The 21,463-nt window shown below is 59.3% G+C and carries 15 protein-coding genes; 10 read left to right on the forward strand and 5 right to left on the reverse strand.

Translation table 11 applies throughout. The features are described 5' to 3' along the window. Positions 1–446: 446 nt before the first annotated feature. The 5 genes from BX592_RS12115 (at position 447) to BX592_RS12135 (ending at position 10,642) form a co-directional block, all read left to right on the forward strand. Positions 447–1,652, forward strand: a complete 1,206-nt coding sequence (locus BX592_RS12115) for a porin (protein ID WP_134192025.1) — start codon at positions 447–449, stop codon at positions 1,650–1,652. 249 nt (positions 1,653–1,901) lie between these two features. Continuing rightward, complete coding sequence (locus BX592_RS12120; RefSeq protein ID WP_134192026.1) at positions 1,902–2,894, forward strand: TRAP transporter substrate-binding protein; 993 nt, start codon at positions 1,902–1,904, stop codon at positions 2,892–2,894. A 98-nt stretch (positions 2,895–2,992) separates the two neighbouring features. Continuing rightward, positions 2,993–3,502 carry a TRAP transporter small permease gene (locus BX592_RS12125; RefSeq protein ID WP_134192027.1) on the forward strand — a complete coding sequence of 170 codons (510 nt, stop codon included), beginning with the start codon at positions 2,993–2,995 and terminating at the stop codon, positions 3,500–3,502. Positions 3,503–3,508: 6 nt separating this feature from the next. Then, positions 3,509–4,861 carry a TRAP transporter large permease gene (locus tag BX592_RS12130; protein ID WP_134192028.1) on the forward strand — a complete coding sequence of 451 codons (1,353 nt, stop codon included), beginning with the start codon at positions 3,509–3,511 and terminating at the stop codon, positions 4,859–4,861. A gap of 387 nt (positions 4,862–5,248) precedes the next feature. Then, positions 5,249–10,642 carry an RHS repeat-associated core domain-containing protein gene (locus tag BX592_RS12135; RefSeq protein ID WP_134192029.1) on the forward strand — a complete coding sequence of 1,798 codons (5,394 nt, stop codon included), beginning with the start codon at positions 5,249–5,251 and terminating at the stop codon, positions 10,640–10,642. 121 nt (positions 10,643–10,763) lie between these two features. On the opposite strand, the gene BX592_RS12140 is transcribed toward BX592_RS12135, so the two are convergent. Both BX592_RS12140 and BX592_RS12145 read right to left on the reverse strand, forming a co-directional pair. Then, entirely contained in the window at positions 10,764–11,534 is a 771-nt protein-coding gene (locus BX592_RS12140; RefSeq protein WP_134192030.1) for an HpcH/HpaI aldolase family protein, read from the reverse strand. Between the two features lie 31 nt (positions 11,535–11,565). After that, positions 11,566–12,381, reverse strand: a complete 816-nt coding sequence (locus BX592_RS12145) for an NAD-dependent epimerase/dehydratase family protein (protein ID WP_243849499.1) — start codon at positions 12,379–12,381, stop codon at positions 11,566–11,568. Positions 12,382–13,235: 854 nt separating this feature from the next. Between BX592_RS12145 and BX592_RS12150 the strand changes: the two genes are divergently transcribed. Further along, positions 13,236–14,315, forward strand: coding sequence for a purine-nucleoside phosphorylase (locus BX592_RS12150; RefSeq protein WP_134192031.1), 1,080 nt, complete (start codon positions 13,236–13,238; stop codon positions 14,313–14,315). 210 nt (positions 14,316–14,525) lie between these two features. On the opposite strand, the gene BX592_RS12155 is transcribed toward BX592_RS12150, so the two are convergent. Next, positions 14,526–15,419 carry a LysR family transcriptional regulator gene (locus BX592_RS12155; RefSeq protein WP_134192032.1) on the reverse strand — a complete coding sequence of 298 codons (894 nt, stop codon included), beginning with the start codon at positions 15,417–15,419 and terminating at the stop codon, positions 14,526–14,528. 281 nt (positions 15,420–15,700) lie between these two features. On the opposite strand from BX592_RS12155, the gene BX592_RS12160 reads away from it, so the two are divergent. Then, complete coding sequence (locus BX592_RS12160) at positions 15,701–16,810, forward strand: alkene reductase (RefSeq protein ID WP_134192033.1); 1,110 nt, start codon at positions 15,701–15,703, stop codon at positions 16,808–16,810. A gap of 83 nt (positions 16,811–16,893) precedes the next feature. On the opposite strand, the gene BX592_RS12165 is transcribed toward BX592_RS12160, so the two are convergent. Further along, positions 16,894–17,364: a MaoC family dehydratase gene (locus BX592_RS12165; RefSeq protein WP_134192034.1), complete on the reverse strand. Its 471-nt coding sequence runs from the start codon at positions 17,362–17,364 to the stop codon at positions 16,894–16,896. A gap of 591 nt (positions 17,365–17,955) precedes the next feature. Between BX592_RS12165 and BX592_RS12175 the strand changes: the two genes are divergently transcribed. The 3 genes from BX592_RS12175 (at position 17,956) to BX592_RS12185 (ending at position 19,518) form a co-directional block, all read left to right on the forward strand. Beyond that, positions 17,956–18,297, forward strand: coding sequence for a hypothetical protein (locus tag BX592_RS12175; protein ID WP_134192035.1), 342 nt, complete (start codon positions 17,956–17,958; stop codon positions 18,295–18,297). An 80-nt stretch (positions 18,298–18,377) separates the two neighbouring features. Beyond that, positions 18,378–18,626 (forward strand): acyl carrier protein, encoded by a 249-nt coding sequence (locus tag BX592_RS12180; RefSeq protein ID WP_134192036.1) that lies wholly within the window; start codon positions 18,378–18,380, stop codon positions 18,624–18,626. Further along, a complete protein-coding gene (locus BX592_RS12185; RefSeq protein ID WP_243849525.1) occupies positions 18,586–19,518 on the forward strand; it encodes a beta-ketoacyl-ACP synthase III in 933 nt (310 codons plus the stop codon). The genes BX592_RS12180 and BX592_RS12185 overlap by 41 nt, the downstream gene beginning before the upstream one ends. A 213-nt stretch (positions 19,519–19,731) precedes the next feature. Here BX592_RS12185 and hpnI read toward each other — a convergent pair whose 3' ends face one another. After that, positions 19,732–20,892, reverse strand: a complete 1,161-nt coding sequence (gene hpnI, locus BX592_RS12190; protein ID WP_134192223.1) for a bacteriohopanetetrol glucosamine biosynthesis glycosyltransferase HpnI — start codon at positions 20,890–20,892, stop codon at positions 19,732–19,734. Positions 20,893–21,463 lie beyond the last annotated feature (571 nt).

Raw genomic sequence — 21,463 nt, forward strand, 5'->3', positions numbered from 1 at the left:
CGCGTTTCACGCGCGGCTACGGCGCGATGCACCAGATTCACGTGATGCAGGCCGACAAGGGCTGCGACTTCGATTTCCTGCAGCGCGGCGGCGCCAACGCCGACGCGCGGAGTGCGACGCGCGCGAACGGCGGCGGCGAGCCGGAAATTCATTGACGTAACTCAGTGGCGTAACTCGGTGGCGTAACAACGCGGCGGCACATGCACGCGTGCTGCTGAGTCACCACGCCGGAGGGATTCCGGCACTGGCTTGATAAACGCGGCGCGGCAGCGCGAGGAGACCGGGCCGCCGCGTGCGAAAGACGACCTGCATATCAATGCCGCGCGCATCGTCGCGGGCCGGGGGATATGCGGCAACGAGGCGATGGCTGGCGGCCGGGAGGCAGTCAGGACACTCGTGCGGTGCGAACGGCCGCGATTACACCAATCAAAAAAAGGGACAATCAGATGAGACATTACAAGGAAGCTCGAATCGCACTCACCGGCGTCGCGGCGATGTTGGCCTCGGCCGGTGTGTCCGCCCAGAGCAGCGTGACCCTCTACGGCGTGGTGGATACCGGTCTCGCATATCTCAGCAATCAGGCGCCGTCGACCGGCGCGACCTCCGGCGGTCACTCGGTGGTCAAGATGATCGAAGGCGTGTGGGGCGGCGAGCGCTTCGGTTTGAAGGGCTCCGAAGATCTCGGTGGCGGCAATAAGGCAATCTTCCAGCTCGAGCAGGGTTTCAACGCGACCAACGGCACCGCGTCGAAGACCGGCCTGATGTTCAGCCGTGCGGCGTGGGTCGGTCTTGCGAATCAGCAGTACGGTGTGCTCACGCTCGGCCGCCAGTACACACCGTACTACAACATGACCGCGCAATACGGCCCGACGCCATGGCTGACCGGTGCATTCGGCGCACACCCGGGCGATCTCGACGCACTCGATACCGACTTCCGCATCAACAACGCGGTGGTCTATACGACTCCGTCGTTCTACGGCTTCAGGATGAGCGGTATGTACGCGCTCGGCGGCATCGCGGGTAGCTTCAATGCCGGCTCGACGTGGAGCGTGGGCGCGCAATATCTCGCGGGACCGGCGGGCATCGGCGTCGGCTTTGCGCGCTTTAACAACGCGAATGTGAACGGCGGCCCGTGGAGCTCGAGCTCGACCGCGTATTCGGGCACCGGCGAGCAGGGCGTGAGCGCGATCACGAACGGCTACCAGAACGCAGCGGCGCAGCAGCGCTTCGCAGTGACCGGCGGCTACCAGTTCAACAGCAAGTGGGACGTGTCGGCGTCGTACACGAACGTCCAGTACATCCCGGGCATTGCGTCGGGCTTTCCGGATACCGCGATCTTCAATACCGGCGGTGTCGTGCTGCACTTCCATCCGGCCGACCCGTGGGATCTCGCCGCGGGCTATGCGTATACGTGGGCCACCAAGGCCAACGGCATCCAGGACGCCGCGACCTATAGCCAGATCAACCTGACGCAGCTCTACAGCCTGTCGAAGCGCACGCGCATCTATCTGCTCGAAGCGTATCAGCGCGCGAATGGCCAGACGCTGAACAACGGCAAGATCATCAACGCGACGGCGAACATCGCCGAGGAGTCGGCCGCCGCGACTCGCAGCCAGTTCGCGGTGACCCTGGGTATCAACCACCAGTTCTGATGCCGGTCTGTCCGGCGGACGGCTCGCTTGCCGCCGCCGCCGGGTCATGGTTAAAGACTGATCAGGGTTTCTACCGGCCCGCAACCCGTGAAGATGTTTATAGAATTGCGCCTTGTCTTACAACACAGCAGAAGTTGTCATGCGCTCAACATCACGAGACAAGTTGATGCGTGGAGTCAGACAGTCCGACCGGTGGCGCCGGATGCCGCGCAAGCAATCAGTCAATGTCATATCAGAGGAGATCTCAACATGAAACAGAAGCTCGTCCTGTCCGGCCTGTCGGCGCTGGTCGCGGCCTCGTTCCTGACTTTCGGCGCCGGCGCGGCGCAGGCGCGCACGTTCCGCGTCGCCGACGTTCATAGCGACACATTCCCGACCGTGATGGCGCTCAAGTTCATGGGCGACGAGATCAGCAAGTCGACCAACGGCAAGGACAGCGTGAAGGTGTTCGGCAATAGCGCGCTGGGTTCGGAGAACGACACCATCCAGCAGGTGCGCATCGGCGCGATCGACATGGTGCGGGCGAACGGTTCCGCGTTCAACGACATCGTGCCCGAGTCGATGATTCCGTCGCTGCCGTTCCTGTTCCGCGATATGGATCACTTCCACAAGGCGATGTACGGCGCGCCGGGCAAGAAGATTCTCGATGCGTTTGCGGCGAAGGGCATGATCGCGCTGACCTTCTACGAAAGCGGCGCGCGTTCGATCTACGCGACCAAGCCGGTGCTGACGCCGGCTGACATGAAGGGCGTCAAGGTGCGCGTGCAGCCGTCGAACCTGATGGTCGACGAGATCAAGGCGATGGGCGGCACGCCAACGCCAATGCCGTTCGCGGAGGTCTATACGGGCCTGAAGACGGGGCTTGTCGATGCGGCGGAGAACAACATGCCGTCGTACGTCGAGACCAGGCACTATGAAGTCGCGAAGGTGTACTCCGAGACCGAGCATTCGATGACGCCGGAAGTGCTGGTGTTTTCGAAGAAGATCTGGGACACGCTGACGCCGCAGGAACAGGCTGCGATCCGCAAGGCGGCGGACGACTCGGTGCCGTACTACGAGAAGCTGTGGAGCGCGAAAGAAGCCGAAGGCATGCAGACGGTCGAGAAGGCGGGCGTGACCGTGGTGCCGGCGACGAAGGTCGACCGCGCGGCATTCCAGAAGGCGATGAAGCCGGTCTGGGCGAAGTATGAAACGACGCCTGAGATGAAGCAGATCGTCGACCAGATCGAAGCGATCAAGTAAGCGCATCGTCTGCGCGTTTTTCGACTGGGCAATCAGGAGCGGCAGTCGGGGCAGGTCGTGGCGTCGCACACGGGCTGCCCTGTGCGCAAGGAGAACGGATGAGGTTCTTGCGGAATTTCAACAGTATCGTCGCGCGCTTGATGACGGTGTTCGCGGCGGTGTGCCTTGCCGTGCTGGTTGTGCTCGTGATGTACAGCGTGGTGATGCGCTATGTGTTCGACGACGCGCAGGATTACGTCGAGCCGATCGGCCTGTTGCTGGTGCTGTTCATTGCCTTTATCGGCGCGGCGCTCAAGTTGCGCGACGGCGGCCATATCGGCCTCGATTCGCTGGTGAAAGCGATGCCGCCGAAAGTGCAGCGGGGGATGGTCGCGTTCCAGCACGTGTGCCTCGCGGTGTTCGCCGTCGCAGTCTGCTTCGGGTCGTGGGAGATGGCGATCACCACCTTCGACGATCAGATCCCGATTCTGAATCTGCCCGAAGCAATCCGCTATCTGATTCCGCTTGTCGCGAGCGTCTGCATCATTCTTTTCTCGCTCGAACATCTGCTGACGCTTTTCTCCTTCGAACCTACGCTGACGCTCAAAGAGCGCGAGCGACAGACCTGACCCGCCATGGAACTTGCGATTCTCACCGGCAGTTTTCTGGTGCTCCTTGTGCTCGGGGTGCCTGTTTCGTTCGCGCTGGGCCTCGCCTGCGTGGTGACTTATCTGCAGGAAGGCTTGCCGCTGGCGACTGCGATGCAGTCGATGGTGTCGGGCATCAATGCGTTTTCGTTTCTTGCGGTGCCGTTCTTTATTTTGTCCGGCGAACTGATGCTGCACGGCGGGATTGCGGACCGCATCCTGCGTTTCGCGCAGGCGACGGTCGGGCACTTCCGGGGCGGGCTGGGCATGGCCAACGTGGTTGCGTGTACGCTGTTTGGTGGCGTATCGGGTTCGCCGACCGCGGATACGTCGGCGATGGGCGGTGTCGTGATTCCGTTGATGAAGCGCGAGGGGTATAGCGCTGCGTATGCGGTCAATGTCACGACGCATGCGTCGCTGGCCGGCGCGTTGATGCCGACGTCGACCAACATGATCATCTACGCGCTCGCCGCGCAGGGTATTACGGGCGTGGTCGCGGGGCAGGCGATCAGCGGCGTGTCGATTGGCGACCTGCTGTTTTCGGGGCTGATTCCGGTGCTGTGGGTGATGGGCTTCGTGCTGGCTGCCGCGTACTGGCAGGCGGTACGCCATGGCTACCCGCGCCGCGCAGATGGATCGACTGCGCTGCCGAAGTTCCCGGGCTGGTATGCGGTGGCGCGCGCCTTTGTCGGCGCGCTGCCGGGGCTGATGGTGATCGCGATTATCCTGTTCTGCGTCGCGAAGGGAATTGCGACGGCGACCGAGGCCGCGGCGATTGCGGTCACGTATTCGCTGATGCTGACGTTCATCGCGTATCGCACGATGACGTGGCGCAAGCTTTCGATTGCGCTGGCGCGCGCCACTCGCACGACCGGTGTGGTGCTGCTGCTGATCGGCGTATCGAACATGCTGCGGTTCCAGATGGCTTATCTCGAGATTCCGGAGGCGATCCAGCAACTGCTTGAACATGCAACGACTATTCCGTGGCTGATGCTGCTGTATATCAACATCATTCAGGTGTTTCTGGGCACGTTCGTCGATATGGCTGCGCATATCCTGATCACGACGCCGCTGTTCCTGCCGATGGCGATGCACTTCGGTGTAGGGCCGGTGCAGTTTGGCATCATGATTCTGCTGAACTGTTCGCTTGGGCTCGTGCATCCGCCGATCGGATCGGTCCAGTTTATCGGGTGTGCGATTGGCGATGTGTCGATTGGCGAAACTTCGAAGACGGCGTGGCCTTACTACCTCGCGATTTTTAGCGCGATCAATATCGTGACTTACTTTCCGGCGTTTTCGACGTGGTTGCCGAGTTTGATTGCGGGGCATCCGGTGTATTGAGTGTTTGACACGGAAGACTAAACAGGAAGCGCTTGCGAGCTGCACCCCGGGCGCCGGATAACGATCCGGCGCCCGGGGTGTTTCTTTTATCTGCGCGTCGAAAATCCGCACGTGAAGTTCACGAACAAAAGCTGCGGTGCGGTGGAGAAGGTTTCCGAACAATGGTTAGCCTATCGACTAACTGCATGACTGTTAGTTCGAATGGAAGCGATTGCTTGAGATGTCTTTAGTTGCCGATCCTTTTTTGTATTTCGACTGAAAACGTTAGTGGTTTTTCGAAAAATTCTTGTGGAAAACAAACGTGGCTTTTGAAAATTATTGTTCTATCTTCAGGGGAGGGTGTCAGGTAAGAGCGCCTGATTCGGTTTTACCTCGCGGAGATAGATCATGGCCTCCTCATCAGGTAAAGATAGCGCAGGTAAAACGGACGGGAATCGAGGCGGTGGCTCATCCGGCGGAGCCGTTAGTGCATCGGCCGACGGGAGTTTCAGTCAATCGGGCGCGCTGTCGTATTTGAGTTTTCGCCGCGGAGAAGTCGACCCACGAACCGGCAGTTTCAATTATCGAATTTCGGTTGCGCGATTGGTCGGGAACCGGCAAATGGGGCCGTCTATCGATCTTGCGCTAGGCTATGATCACTTCTCGAAAAAATGGACCGATTTCGGTCAGGGGTGGGCACTGAATCTGAGCAGATTTATCGATAGTGACCCATATAAACAGGTGGTGTTACGCGACGGTCGAATTATCGATCTGAAGTTGAACTCGAGCAGCGGTGCTTACGAAATTCAGACTGTGGGGGTGACCGATTTCAAATTTACGAAGCTTGATAACCCGCCCGGCGGCTTTCAGATTGCCTATAAGGACGGAATCGTCGAAACGCTCGCTGTAGTGAAGGACGGGGATACAAGCTGCTATGTAACAAAAATAACGAATGAGAAGGGCTATAGTTTGAATCTTGAGTATCGAATATCGCCGCTCCTGATGGATGTCAATCTGGCGAAAATATCTGACGAATATGAAAATAATCTGATAACATGCGGGCCGCTCGCTTATAATTTCAATACCGGTATCGGTTCCGTAGAAGTGACGCTGTATAGCGGGAGTGGGGAGGTCGAAAGTAACATCACGTTCAACACCTCCACCATGCTGGTGCCCGGGGTTCAAACTCTGGAAAGCTGTAGCGTCGGAATCGATCCACCCGTCAAGACGGTCAAGCTGGCCTACGAGTTAAGAAATAAAACGGATACGGCTCCCGGATTTATGGTGATCACGCAAGTGCAAAGTGATTTTGGTGGCCCGGCGACGGAGACCATCAGCTACGGCGATGACATTAAGGCGCCGCAAGGCGCGCCCTGGGACGTTTTGCCTGCTGTGAAAACGTACGAACTAAAAATAAAATCAGCCGGAACGGATGTCGATAGAAGTGAAAAGCGTGAATATAGTTATGGCGATAGCGAAGATTTCAAAAATTTTCTTGGTTATGACGGGGAGGCTGTGTGGGATGATAATGCAATAGATAATATCTATGCTCGTCCTTCAGATTACTCATATTTTACAACTGAAATTGTGACGATGGATAACGGCGCAAACTCCAGTCAATCAATTTCGCGCACCTATGACAAGTTCCACCGGTTAGTCAGTGAAGTTCAGGAGGTAACGCCGTTTTCGTCATCAGTCAAATTTCTTCAGGTGTTCAGAGCGTATCTTTATCAGGGGGAGGTCGATGCGGATTATCAATCACTTCCATCGCAGTATCAGTTACCTGCCAATGTCGTGGTGCATTATACGGAAACGCAGCCGGATCCGGATGATCCTGAAAACGAAATTGAATATATACGGGAAACAACGCAGGCCACGGATTACGATGAATATGGAAATATACTTAGGCAGGCCGAACAGAATGGTATGGTTTCCGAGTATCAATATTACCCGGCTGAAGGCGTCGAAGATGAATGCCCTGTCGAAAAGAACGGCTTTGTTCGTTATGTCCAGATGATCGAAAGGCACCGGGACGGCGACAGCACCAATCTGATCCGAAACCTGTATCTGTACGTTTCAACTCAAATCAAGGATGGTTATTCCTACGCGGTAGTCGCAAGCGTGGAAGAACACAGAAAGCTGAATGACGTATGGACTAACGAGTCGCAACAGACGGACTACGTGTACTACGATGTGACGCCAGATCAGGGCGACAACCTCGGCAGGCTAAAGTCCAGCACGCTGATCCTGAACGGCGTCAGTGGAATTGTCACCTCATACCGCTACCGGTATTCGACGGACGGCCGGACCTTGACTACCGCCAGGAAAACAAAAGGCGTCGAGGGCACCAGTCTGACCGAAGCTACGACTGTCTCGGCACTAACCGGCTGGTTGCTGAGGACCGTCGACAACCTCGGGGTCGCGACTAGTCTTGCCTATGACAGCGTTGGGCGCCTGACTTCGCTCACGCGCGCGCCAGGCACGGAGTTCGAGAGCAAAACGACCTACAGCTATGCGGTTGACGCAGAGACTTACCTGCATACGAGAACCGAGAACGTGCCGTCGATGGCCGAGGTCAAGCTGACTTACGATGCATTGGGCAACGTCGTGAAACAGGAGGTCGGCGGGACGGTCACCCGTAAGGCCGAGTTCGACACTCAAGGGCTTCTGGCGAAAGAGATTTTTCATGACGAAGGCGTACCGAAGACGGATGGTACTGAGGTATCGCTGGATCTGACGGACGTGTACGAATATGACGGGTTCGGCAATATGGCGACCGCGTCGTATCACGATGGAACCGGAATCGACCGGCATTTCAATATTGGCAACGCGGTGCTGACGGAATACAGGTCGACCGCAACCGGCGACGCTGCAGACCTCAAATTCAATTGCACGGAAACACAGCACGACAAGGCCACGATGGTGCCATTGGTCGTTCGCGAATACGACAGTGATGGTTCGACACTTCGAACTGAAACGACATACGGGTATGACGTGCTGTACCGGTTGTCAAGCGTGCATATAGCCGATGCGGCAGGGACGGAGGAGGAGTACGAAGTCTACTCGTACGACTTCTCCGATCGCATTCAAACGCGCGTGGAACAGGTTCAGACCGAGATGGCGCGAACTACCACGTACACCTACTGGGAGTATGGTGTCGAGCCGAAGTTGACGAGCCTCGCCGTCGACGGCGTCGTGTTGGCGAAGCAGTCGTATGACGATCTTGGGCGTCTTTCGACGACGGATCGGAACCCTGATCTGCCGGAGAGCGACAAGTTGACCACGTACACCTACGCCGCAGGTTATTCGGTGCCGGACACCGTGTTGAACCCTCGCAAGATGCGCGTCGATTGCACCTATTTTCCGCAACTGGGTTGCTTGCCGAAGACGGTGGTACCGGAACAGGATGGAGCGAGCGTGACCTACGCGTACGATAAGGACAAGGTGAAACTGACGAGCGAAACCTGTACCTCGGGCACCGACGTCATGACGCGGACAATCGAGTACGACGCCAATGCGCTGATCAGCAGCGAAACGATCACCGCACCCGCGGGGCAGAGCTATAAGAACGAGTTCACTCGCACCGCTGCTGGAGCGCTCAAGTCCATTACGGTAACGGACGGAAACTACCCACCGAAGAAAGTCGATTACTTTTACGATGACTGTGGCCGGATATCGCGTCTATCGTTCAGCCGCAATGGAGCGAAAGAGCTCGTTATCGATTTGAGGTTTTACTTCGGCGCCTTACCCGGGTATGCAAATTACGATTTTCAGCTGCCGGCCGATCCGAAGGTTTGCTATGCAAACCTGTTTGCGTACGACTACAAGTTACGTTTGTTGCACAGGAACTATGGATTAGTGCAGGGGGAGGATCCGGGGGATTATCAGCCATTCTCGTATGCCGATGCGCAATACGACGATTTGGGCCGGGTGGTCGAGCAACTGGTCGGAACCGTATCCGCCACCGATCCCGATGCGGACCGTGTGACGAAGATCACTCACGCATTTGACAAACTGGGCCGTCTTGCCAGTTCAACTGTGGACGAGGCCTCGACAACCGTGTATCCGAAGGATAGGAACGGTAACGACGTCACGGAATACACGTTCACTTACGACGCCTACGACAACCTGGTTTCCTCGGAGTCGATAGCGAAAGAAACGGGTGCGATTACCACGACCGGGTACGAGTACGCGGGAAAGAACAAGTTCGAGATGACAAAGGCGTCGCAAGGGGGAGGTGCTGACGTCATGTTGACTTATGACGACTCGGGCAATGTGTCAACGATAGCGTGGGCGGACGCCAGCAAGCCGAGCGTTACGTTGTCCTATGACATTTATGAGCAGCTCGTTGGAGCACAGGATGCGGGCGGGGAATCGACGCCTGCGAAGACAGTCGCATTGAGTTACGGCATTGATGGGAAGCTTCAGAAGGAGTCACTGACCACCACCGAAGCCGACCAGTCGACCGCACAGCAGGTCACTGCATTCGGGTACTGCGACGGTGAGTTCAATACCTCGTGGCGCAAGCAGACACCCGGCGACACCGATGCGCAAAGCGCGTCCTATGTCGGTGCGGGCGCGGCCACTGACGCAATGAGCATCTTGCAAGGAAGCAAGGATAACTACACGAAAACCCGCTCTCTTTTGCTACGCGATGTGGCGGGCAGCGTGTACGGCGAAGCGGATCCGGATACCGGGGTGGCGCCGGACGTCACACCGATCGCGTACAGCCCATATGGGTATGCGGGCGACTTGATGGCGCAGCCGTCCTGTGACCCGATTCGCTTCAAGGGGGCGCGATTCGACCCGCTCACCAGTCTGTATCATCTCGGCGATGGCAATCGTTCGTACGATCCGTCGTTGATGCGGTTCCTGCAATACGATGTCGTCAGTCCGTTTGGAGACGGGGGGCTGAACCCCTACGCGTACTGTGGCGCAGACCCGGTCACGTACTTCGATTTGACCGGCAACGACCGCAATCTGCCGATCGTATTGGGTGTGCTTGGCATTGTGTTCGGGCTATTCGCGTTTGGCTTCGGAATTGCGGCGGCGCTAGCCGCGGCGAGCAGCGTGTTCGGCGCCGTCGCGGCGGGCGGCGCGATCATCGGGGGACTTGCGGGTATTGCCGGCGGCGCATGCGGGATCGCCGGAGCAACGGTGGAGGACGAGGAAACCGCGCGTCAATTGCAAACAGCCTCATTTTCGCTGGACATTATCAGCCTGATTCTGGGTGTGGGGTTTGCCGTGCTGCCGGCGCTGCATCGTGTTACAAGACATCTGGTTGCGAAGATTTCCACGGCGAGAGTGCTGAGGGCAAACACGCAGTTCACTCACATGGAAAAAACGGGCTTTGCGATCTCTCCGGCGGTCCGCATTGATGGCATCGATGAGCCGGTGCATCTTTTGAAGGCCCACGGGGGCATCGGCAAGCTGACCATGCCGTCGCGAATACCTGACAAGGTGCGCCGATTGACAGGTACTACCGATTACTACTATCGCGAAACAGTGACTACGGAGAATTTCGACAGATTTGCGACGCGGGTAGATGAGCTGCTACGCACGACATACACGAAAAGCGATCCCAATGGGGCTGTGTTGATGCTCGCTTGCGAAGGGTCCCTGACAGGTCACATGGCGAATGCACAGGCGCTTGCGAAATTGTGGAACAGACCGACTTACTCATTTCCGGGACCGACGGTCCATACAGCTTTTGCAAAGGCGGCGAAAGGACCCGGATCGGATATGGTTGCTTACGCAGCACCATGGTTTCCTAAAGTGCGTGGGCCGCATCCGCGCGCCTAGGTTCGTCGCCTTACGCAGTGCCAGCGCGACGCCCGCGACTTCAATCCAGTCAGTCACGTGCGTCGCGGTCGTGCGCAAACCGTGCAGGCGGCCGCATTTCGCGGCCGCGCAATGCACCGCATCAGGCCCCCGCCTTATACCGCGCCACCAGCTGATCCGCCCCCCGCGTCAGAATCCCGACATCCGACCCAACCGCGGTAAACGTGCACCCCAATTCAATACACCGCCGCGCCAGCGTTTCATCACTCGCCAGAATCCCCGCCGGCTTGCCCGTCGCCACAATCCGCTTAAGCGTCTTCTCGATCGCATCAACCACTTCCGGATGCTTCAGATTGCCGATATGTCCAAGCGCCGCGGACAGATCGCCCGGACCAATGAACACGCCATCCACGCCATCAACCGCGGCAATACGTTCGAGGTTCTCCAGACCCAGTAGGCTCTCTACCTGCACCAGCACGCAAAGCTCGTTCGCGCAGTCCTTCACATAGTTCGAAATACGCCCGAACCCCGACGCGCGTGGCGCCGATGCATATCCGCGCACACCATCAGGCGGATAACGCGTATAAGCGACCGCGTTGCGCGCATCTTCCTCGGTCTCGACGTACGGAATCAGCAACGTCTGCGCGCCGACATCAAGCAGACGCTTGATCGTCACCATGTCGTTCCAGGGCGGCCGCACGACCGGCTGCGTAGACGAACCAAGCATCGCCTGCAACTGGCCATGCAGCATATGCAGTTCGTTCGGCGCGTGCTCCATGTCGAGCACCAGCCAGTCGAAGCCGACGCCCGCCAGCAACTCGACCGACCCATGATGCGCAAGACTCGACCACAAGCCAATCTGTTGCTGGCGCGCGGCGATCGCGCGTTTGAATCGATTCACGGCGAGCTGCATGCGGTTCTCCGTAACGATGAAAGAGGGCCAGTCAGCGCGTCGTGTGGCGTCGCTGCGGTGGCGTGAAATCGAAGCTGGCGAAGCTGCCGCCCTGATAGCGCTGCGCGACGCCTTCGAGCGGGTTCGGCCGTGCCAGAATCTCAGCGGCAAAGTCTTCGGCATTCTGCCGCGGCCGGTAACCGAGGCGGGCCGCACCCGCGTTGTCCCAGTAGCTCCGCGTATTCGCGGATACGCCCCAGACCACCTGATAGCCGATGTCCGGCACGTCGATCGACTGTTCGATCAGATGCAGCAAGTCGTCGAAACCGAGCCACGTGCTCAGATGCCGGAACTCGGTGGGCTTTTCGATGCAGCTGCCGATGCGTACGCAGACGCTCTCGATACCGTGCTTGTCCCAATACAGACGCGCGATGCCTTCGCCCCACATCTTGCTCAAGCCATAAAAGCCGTCGGGGCGGAATTCGCAGTCTAGCGCAAGCTTGTCTTCGACCGGATACATGCCGATCGAGTGATTCGAACTCGCGAAGACGATGCGGCGCACGCGATGGCGGCGCGCGCCCTCATAGACTTCGACCAGCCCGCGCAGATTGTTCTCGATGATTTCCGGCAGCGCACGCTCGACGCTTGTGCCCGCCATATGGATCAGCGTGTCGATGCCTTCCAGCAGCCGGTCGACCACGGCCGGTTCGCGCAGGTCGCCATGCATCACGTCTTCGCCGGGCACGAGCGGCTCCAGCGGCTTCGAGCCGGCCGCTGAACGCAGATCGACGCCGCGCTCGAGCAGTGCGCGGCGCAGCACGCGGCCCAACTGGCCGGCCGCGCCGCTCAATGCGATTTTCTTCTTCACGGTGTGTTCGTCCTTGTCGCAAGAGGGGAAATGAGTGCTGGCCATCATCGGACAGCGTGCATAAAGTTGTCAAGCAAATTGGCGGATGGATGTCGGCTTTCGCGGCCTTTGCCACATCATGAAATTGCGCAGCATTTCCGTGTCGAGCTTGTCTTTGTAGCCGTGCAACGCGGTTTGTGCGAGTTGTCCAAGGTAATCGGGATGTACGGTCATTCTGCTTGACAAGTTTTTTCTTGTATAACGACAATTTCGCGATTTGCGGGTGTGCCGTGCTGTGTGGAAGAGCATGGCGCGCCGCGCTCGCTCGAAGCGCTCGGTTTGCCGGCGAACGATATCGCCAATGCAGCGTCGCTCGCGCTACAGAGTCCAATTGCGAATCCGCGCGCGATTAAGGTGGCGGATATCGAGTCGATGCTCATGCGCGCGCACGCAGGCAATATCGCTGCCTGGTGTGGTGTCGCGTCGAGGCAAATTCGCGCGGGTCAGATGGACGCTCAGGCTCGTGCAGTCCGCATGCGCGCTGTCCGATCCGTGTTGCATGAACACGATGAACACCCAGCCGACACCGCGCGGCCTACCTATTCCAGTTGATAGTCGTAGCGCCCGTGCCGTCATGGAATCATCCACAGGCCGAGTTATATCGGCAAATCACGGAAGGGCCGTCCATTTCTGGCGCATGCTTGACGATGCCGTTGAGGAGGGTACTCGCCGCAATCGGTCAAACGGCCGTACCGGACCGTACGCACAAGCCGTTCGTTAATCATCCTCGACAAAGATGCAACATCGATCGCTTCACGCGCACCCCATGGCTATCTTCCCCACTCGATCAGCATAAGAAATGATGAGGACCTAAGATGGTAAATCGCATATCTGGCAAATCAACGGCATGGGTCTGGGCATTGGCTGCCTGCGCGGCGGCCTGCGCGACCACCGCAACCGCGCAGGATGACGATAGTTTCGCGCGTGGCGATGGCGGGTCCAAAGGGCAGCCCGTCAAGGTGATGATCATCTCGATGTTCGGCCCGGAGGGGCAGGTGTGGCTGGACAAACTCGGTCCGTGGCGCGCGATTACGGTGGCAGGGTTGTCGCCGGACTATCCGGCCGTGCAATGCAACCGCCACGAAGTCTGCGTGATGACAACCGGCATGGGGCACGCGAATGCCGCCGCATCGACAATGGCGCTGACGTTTTCGTCGCGTTTCGATCTGCGGCACACCTACTTCATGGTGGCCGGCATCGCCGGTATCGACCCGCAGCAAGGTACCGTGGGCTCCGCGGCGTGGGCCGACTATCTGGTCGACTTCGGGATTCAATGGGAGATCGACGCGCGCGAGATTCCGGCCGACTGGAACACCGGCTATCTTGGCATCAATACCAAAAGCCCGATCGACAAACCACCACTCGACTACCGCACCGAAGTGTTCCAGTTGAACACGCGTCTGGTCGATTCTGCGTTTGCGCTGTCACGTCACGTGACGCTGTCGGACAGCGCGCAGGCGCAGGCCGCGCGCGCCAGATTCAACTATGCGCCGGCCAACCGGCCACCGAGTGTGATTCGCTGCGATACGCTGGCCGGCGATACGTGGTGGTCGGGTACCGCGTTAGGCGAACGCGCGCGCCAATGGACCAAAATCCTGACCGATAACAAGGGTACGTATTGCACGACGCAGCAGGAAGACAACGCGACCTATGAAGCGCTGAAGCGAGCGGCCGCGGATCACCGGGTTGATTTGCAACGCGTCGCGGTGCTGCGCGCCGGTTCGGACTTCGACCGGCCGTATGCCGGGCAGACAAGCGCGGACAATCTGCTGAACTACGCGTCGCAAGGCGGCTTTACGGTCGCGCTCGACAACCTGTTCCTGACGGGCAATCCGCTTGTGCAGGATATCGTGTCGCATTGGAGCGAATGGAAAGATGGCGTTCCGCGGCGCTAGGTGCAAAGTTGAGGGCGTTCTTGGAGTGTTTGCGCGCACAAGCCATTCGCGGCAATGCGCTCAACGTTTAGCCGCGCATCAATGCGTAGTCGCTCCGCTGCCAGGTGATGCACGCGCCCGCTGGCCATGACCAGCGGGCGATCAGCGTTTCGACGCCGCGACATGTGCCCAGACGGGAATCGTCCAGCTAAAGGCGGCGATTCCGTTGAATCAGGAGCCGTCAGGAAACAGATTCCGGCTCAGGAAATCGACGAACACCCGCACCTTCAGCGGCGTCATACGTCCCGATGGCCAGAGTGCGCGAAACGGGATGCGATCGTCGGTGAACGCTTGCAGTACGGCGACGAGCGATCCGCGCGCCAATTGCGCGTGCACTGTAAATTCAGGCACGCAGGTCAGGCCCCTGTGATGCTCGGCGAGCGCGATAAGCGGCTCGACTGCGCTCGCGACGGCCGTCGACGGCAGCTCGACGTCGAACGGCACGCCGTCACGCACAAAAGGCCAGCGCCTCACGCGTCCGGATCGGGAGAAACGATGCTGCAAACACGCATGCGTGATCAGATCTTCGGGCACAGCCGGCACGCCTCGCTCAGCGAGATACGCGGGTGACGCGACGATCACGTGCGAATAGTGGCCCAGCGTTCGCATCGTCAGTTGCGAGTCGTCGCTTTCGCCGGTGCGTAACACCGTGTCGAAACCGTCCTCAATGACGTCCACGATGCGGTCGCTAAAGTCGATATCCAGCTGCACGTCGGGGTACTCGCGCATAAATGCCGCTAGCACTGGCATCAATAACATGCCAACCAGAGGAATGCTTACGCGCAGGCGGCCCGCGGGGGTCGCACGCGACTGGGCTAATTCGGACTCCGCCTCGACGATCTCGCTGAGAATGCGCTGACAACGCGCGAGAAACAGCTCGCCTTCCGGCGTGAGCCGCACACTACGCGTGCTGCGGTGAAATAGCCGCAGGCCAAGGCGCGCTTCGAGCCGGGCAATCGCCTTGCTGACCGCGGACGCCGATATGCCAAGCTGTCTTCCCGCTTCCGCAAAACTCAGCGTTTCCGCCGCGCGCGTGAAGATCGCCATGCCGCTCATGCGATCCATCGCGCCGCTCGTTCGCCCGTTCGCAGACGGTAAATTGCGCGAGGCCGACGGCGCTGACGCGAAGTCCATTTTGACCATCACCCGGCTCCTGAAAGAGGGATGCACCGCAGATTGTGCATCCAGTTTCGACCATCGCACGGAGATTGCGGACATATTTGTCCGCAGTCACTCGACACACAGGCCGTTTTTCTCAGACGGAACGGCGTCTACATTTGCGTCAACCGTAGCCGCTTGTTCGCACCTTCGCGGCTATCCCTGAACTGCATGTGTGGAGAGTCAAAATGTCCAAGCTCTTTTCGAACGTAACAGTGGGTCCGTACTCATTCGACCATCGTGTGGTCCTCGCGCCGCTGACCCGCATGCGCGCCGAAAGCGGCGCACGCCCCGGCGCGCTGATGGCCGAATACTATGCTCAGCGGACATCGCCGGGCGCGCTGCTGATCGCTGAAGCGACTATCGCCGCGCCCAATGGCAACGGCTATCTGGGCGCACCTGGTATGTTCGACGACAGTCAGATTCCCGGCTGGAAGAAGGTGACCGACGCGGTGCATGCAAAGGGCGGCAAGATCTTTCTGCAGCTTTACCATGCGGGCCGCCAATCGAACGCGCAATTGCAACCCGACGGCGGCCGCCCGGTGGGGCCTTCCGAATTGCCGCACGGCGGCCTTGCGTACACGGAGTCCGGCTGGGTGCCGAACACGCCGAATCGCGCGCTTGCGACGGAGGAGATCCCCGGAATCGTCGAGTATTTCCGAACCGCCGCTGAACGCGGTGTGAAAGCGGGCTTTGACGGCATCGAACTTCACGCGGCGAACGGCTATCTGTTTGATCAGTTCCTGCAGGACGGCAGCAACAAACGCACCGACGTATACGGCGGCTCGATCGAGAACCGGGCCCGCCTGCTGCTCGACACCACGCGTGCGGTGATCCCGGTGTGGGGCGCGGACAAGGTCGGGGTGCGCCTCGGCCCGAGTGGTTCGTGGGGCGATATGTCCGATAGCAATCCCGAAGCGCTGTTCGCGCACGTTGCGTCGGCACTGAACGAACTCGGCATCGCGTACCTGCATCTGATTGAGCCGCGCATCGCCGGCAATGTGGAAGACGGGACGCGTGACGCGAACCCCGTTGCCGCAAAGAGCCTACGCGCGTACTTCGATGGTCCGATCATCGCCGCGGGCGGCTTCGATGGCGAAGGCGCCGAAGCGATGGTGCAGTCAGGCGACGCGGATCTCGTCGCGTTCGGCCGGCATTTCATTGCGAACCCGGACTTGCCCGAACGTCTGCGCCGCAACCTGCCGCTAAACGAATACGACCGCGCGACATTTTTCGGTGGCACTGAAGTTGGCTATACCGATTATCCGTTCCATGACGAACTGGCCGTCGCGATATGAAAAGCAACGCTGCGGGCTTTCGATGAGCTAGGACGTCCTGGTCGGGGGGGGCGAGCAAAGCCGAGCCACGCGATCAAATGTGATCAAATCTCCGCGCGTTGAACCTCGACTTGTGGTTTCGACCGTTCGGCAAGCGAGGTCGTCAACACCACGGCCTCGCCTTGCACCACGACGCGACCGTCGACGTCACAGATGGTCTCCAGCACCGCGCGTCGCCGGCCCGTCAGTATTTCTTTTACCGTGACGGTTGCGCAGACGGTATCGCCGATCTTCACCGGATGTCTGAAGCTGAGGTTTTGCGACAGATAAATGGACCCGGGGCCCGGCAGGCGCGCGGCGATCGCAGCGGAGATCACGGAAGCCGACAACATGCCGTGCGCGATACGTCCGCCAAATGGCGTGCGCTTTGCGTATTCTTCATCGAGATGAACAGGGTTACGGTCGCCGCTTGCACCCGCGAACAAAAACACGTCGCGTTCGGTTATCGTCTTCTTGAACTGCGCGCTCATGCCGACCACCAGATCTTCCAGGTCGTATCCACCCACGTCATTCATTCTTGAATCCCCATTGTGGTTTATGCGGCGCCGGCATTGCCGGAGAAAGGTGTCCATGTAGCAAAAGCAGCGAGCGCTCAGCGTAGAACAACTTTGACCCGGATAAAGTGAACTTTTGTCACGTTGCAGACCGGCGTGCGGCGATACTGCGTTCTTCTTCAGGGTTCAATGAGCGCGAGGCGTTCCACCTGGTGACCGGAAGACTAAGCGGCCAACCGATATAACCCGTAAGCTGGATCAGCACCTCAGTCAGTTCGCTACGTGTCCAGCCGATTTGCAAGCTGGACTTCAGGTGCGATCTGACGGCGGCAGGCTGGCTTCTTCACGCAACGCGGCGAGGCTGGGGCAAGAGATCGCGGAGATCGAGAAAGGGGTCAGCGACGCTCGGATATCGCCGGATGCCGAACCACAGTTAGCGAACGACAAGCCGCTGCTTGCGACGATCCGTTCGCTGGTCGCGTCGGTGGCGTCGGATACCGTAAGCCTCGTGGACGATCTGCCGCTCGTGAAGGATCGTCAGCGCGTTCGACTGCGACGATGGCCCTCTCGTTGTCGAGCAGCTATTGGCTGACGACCGCTTCGACGCGATGCGTGGATCGCGACTCTTACTTGTCCGACGCGCGCGGACGCGCACGTCCGGACGTGTTTGAGCGCATCGCACGCCTTCACGCGTCGAACGCAGCGGCGATCTCGCAGCATCGGCCGCGGCAGTTGCGTACGCGCATCGTGTATGCACTGGCTACACGTGGCAAGAGCGTCACGTCGAACGAGCAGATGGTCGCTCATTTGCGTGAGCTGACCAGCGGACAGATTGCCATCAACGCGTTCGATGACGACCACAACTCGATTGTTCGAGTGCCTTCAGTGCAGCGTGTCGCGAAGTTTCTGAACGGCGCAACGGCTAACGAACCGCGTCTGGTCCGCGTGAAATAAGCGCAACTATGCGCGCGAAACAATTTGCTCGAGAAAGGAATGCTTCATTCCCTTAACCTTGATCTTACGGAAATGCCGAAATGAGCAACCAGGCTAATGCGGTAATGGTGGATGGCGTCAATGTGACCACGGAGCAGATTCTCGCGTGGATCCAGCAGTGGACCGAGACGAACAATCTGAAGGTGCCGTCCGATCTGAATCAGACCTTCGCCGAAGCCGGGTTCGACTCGATGCACTCGGTCGAACTGGCCTTCTTCCTCGAAGAACGCCTCAAGATCAAGATCGACGATACGGTGCTGTTCGACTATCCGCCGGGTGACGAACCGTGAACTTGCGTCGATGGTTGATACATCGGACGAGTGGATCGCACAACGCACTGGCATCAAGGAACGACGGATTGCGGCGGATGGAGAAAACACCTCCGACCTTGCGATTCGCGCATCGACCGCCGCACTGAAGCACGCCGGCTTGAGCGGTTCGGACGTTGACCTTGTCGTATTGGCGACATGCACGCCGGATCGCACGATGCCGGCGACCGCCGTTCGCGTGCAGGCTGCGCTCGGTATGACCGCGGGCATTGCCTTCGACGTCCAGGCGGTCTGTTCCGGATTTGTGTTCGCGCTGTCGGTGGCCGACAACATGATCCGGCTCGGTCAGGTGCGCACGGCCGTCGTGATAGGCGCGGAGACGATGTCGCGAATCATCGACTGGAAGGACCGCAATAGCTGCGTGCTGTTCGGCGACGGCGCGGGCGCGGTCGTGTTGCACGGTGAACGCCGGACGGGCGGCCAGTCAAGAGGCATTCTGTCGACGCACCTTCTTTCCGACGGGCGGCATCAGGACAAGATCCATACGGACGGCGGAACGTCTTCGACTCAAACGGCCGGAAAGATGCATCTCGAAGGACGTGAGGTGTTTCTGCATGCGGTCGTCAATCTCGCGGAAGCGTCGCAGCAAGCATTGGCGGCGAACGGTCTGACGCAGGACGATCTGGATTGGGTCGTACCGCATCAGGCGAACCAGCGCATCGTTCATACGCCAGGCGAGAAACTGCATCTGCCGAAGGAAAAGATCGTGCTGACCGTCGACCATCATGGCAACACGTCCGCGGCGTCCATTCCGCTCGCGCTCGCGGAAGCCGTCGGAGACGGACGCATCAAGGAAAACGATCTGGTTCTGACGCCTGCAATGGGGTCCGGCTTCACGTGGGGGCAGCGTTGATCCGGTGGTAGCGATGTGTTCGTGCAGATTTATCGCGTCGGCGACGCGTGAAACGCCGCTGCCGGGTCTTCCCGCGATACGAGTCATACGGCCACTGCGAGGCAAGGCCGGGCCGAGCCGTTGCCCGTCCGGCATATTTCACGGCAAAGCGATGGTGGCCCGTGCTGGCGCGCCGTCCTCGCGACGCGGGCGCTGCGCAGTTCGCATGGCAGCCTATTCGTCATGGACAGGAGACAGTAGCCCGTCGCCGTCGACGTTGAAGCTGAAGCCACGCCACACGACGCGAGTCGAGAAGAAACTCGCGATAAAGATCCCGAACGATAGTATGTCCGACATCGGCAGCAGCCATAGATGCCGATGGGTCTGACGTACCGCGCGGTCGGACTGCCACTTAAGCACGACGCGGGCTGCGAGCGCGACACCGGCAATGCACCAGGCCCACGTCGCGCCGCCGGACATCAGTAGCGCCAGTATCGCAAACGGCAGCGGATGCATCAGTGCGGAACCGAGATGTCCGAGCGGGTCGATCGAACGGATCGTGCGGCTCCAACGCAGTTCGTGCGCGAAGAGCTTCGTGAAGCGGGTCTCGACACACGCATGCCTGACCGCAAACGGCGGGATGGAAACGGTGGCGCCGGTGCGCCGGACCGCGCTGCCGATCGCGTGATCTTCGGCCAGATGATGCGAGAACTGCGCGAGACCGCCGATGCGCTCGAGCATCGCGCGCTCCATTGCAATGGTCTGACCGAAGCACGGGCGCGCCCGTCCAAGCGCAAGCCCGGTGACGACGCCAGGAAGGAAGTGGTAATTCGTCGCGGCGGCGGCGAAGCCGGGCCACCAACCTGGTGCGCACAGACCGCGATACACGCAGGTCACGAGTCCGACCCCGGGCGACTGCAACTCGCCGACGACACGCCGCAAATAGTCGCGCTCGACCGTGACGTCGCTATCGGCGAAGCAAAGCACGTCGTACTTCGCTTGCTCGAGCATATTGACCAGGTTCGCAATTTTTCGGTTCGGACCATACAGCCGCGAATCGACCACGACGTCCACCTGTGCGTGCGGGTAACGTTCGCGCAGTCTGTCGACCGTTTTGAGCGCGACATCGTCCGGGTCGTGTACGCCGAACAGATACTGGATCGGCCCCGGGTAGTCCTGCTCAAAGAAACTGACGAGATTTTGCTCGAGGTTCCACTCGTCACCACACAATGGTTTCACCAGTGTGACGCTCGGAAAACTGGTCGGCTGCGCGCATGAGCGCGCGAAAAAGGCGCGCACGAGCATGGCGGCGAGCCATGTGTAGGCTGTTCCGAGCACCGCGGGCACGGCGAACAGGGCCGCGAGTGTGATGCCAAGAACGTGGACGATATGCAATGCGGGGATATGCGACGCGGCAACCCGCGAAAGCACCACGACGATGCATAGAAAAAGGATCGTGGCGTACCGTTTCGCGCTCGTCCGCGTGGTGCTCCGTAGTTCGCTGCGCGCGTTCATCAGGCCTCACGCGAGTGCGTAAGTCGGGCCGGTGGTTCCAGTGTCGATGTATTCATGAAGAGAGTGAGAGTGATTGTCGCGCGGTTTCGGGATTGTTAAATGAGCGCTTCGGTATGCTTTCCAATCAATTTCGTTTAATTGACATTTCGGTCAGGCATCGCGAATTCGTGCTTCACGTTGTGTAACCGCAAATGGTAGCAGCCGCAACTGAAGAAAATCTTAAGCAGCGCTTTCGTCACCGTGATTTGCGCGACGATTTTTAATTACGCGTGGTTACGGCATTGTTCGTGGGCGATGCAGGGCAATCACAAGACGAAATCGTTTTCCTAGCATAGTTCTATTTCGTAAGCTTTTCGAAGTAACTGGAAAAAACTCGATCGGCATGAGCTGGCGCGTCATGTTGCCGATGCCATTGCGATCCGTCCTGCTGAAGTTTACAAACCTGCGGGAT

The sequence above is a fragment of the Paraburkholderia rhizosphaerae genome (assembly GCF_004366595.1).
Classification (GTDB): domain Bacteria; phylum Pseudomonadota; class Gammaproteobacteria; order Burkholderiales; family Burkholderiaceae; genus Paraburkholderia; species Paraburkholderia rhizosphaerae.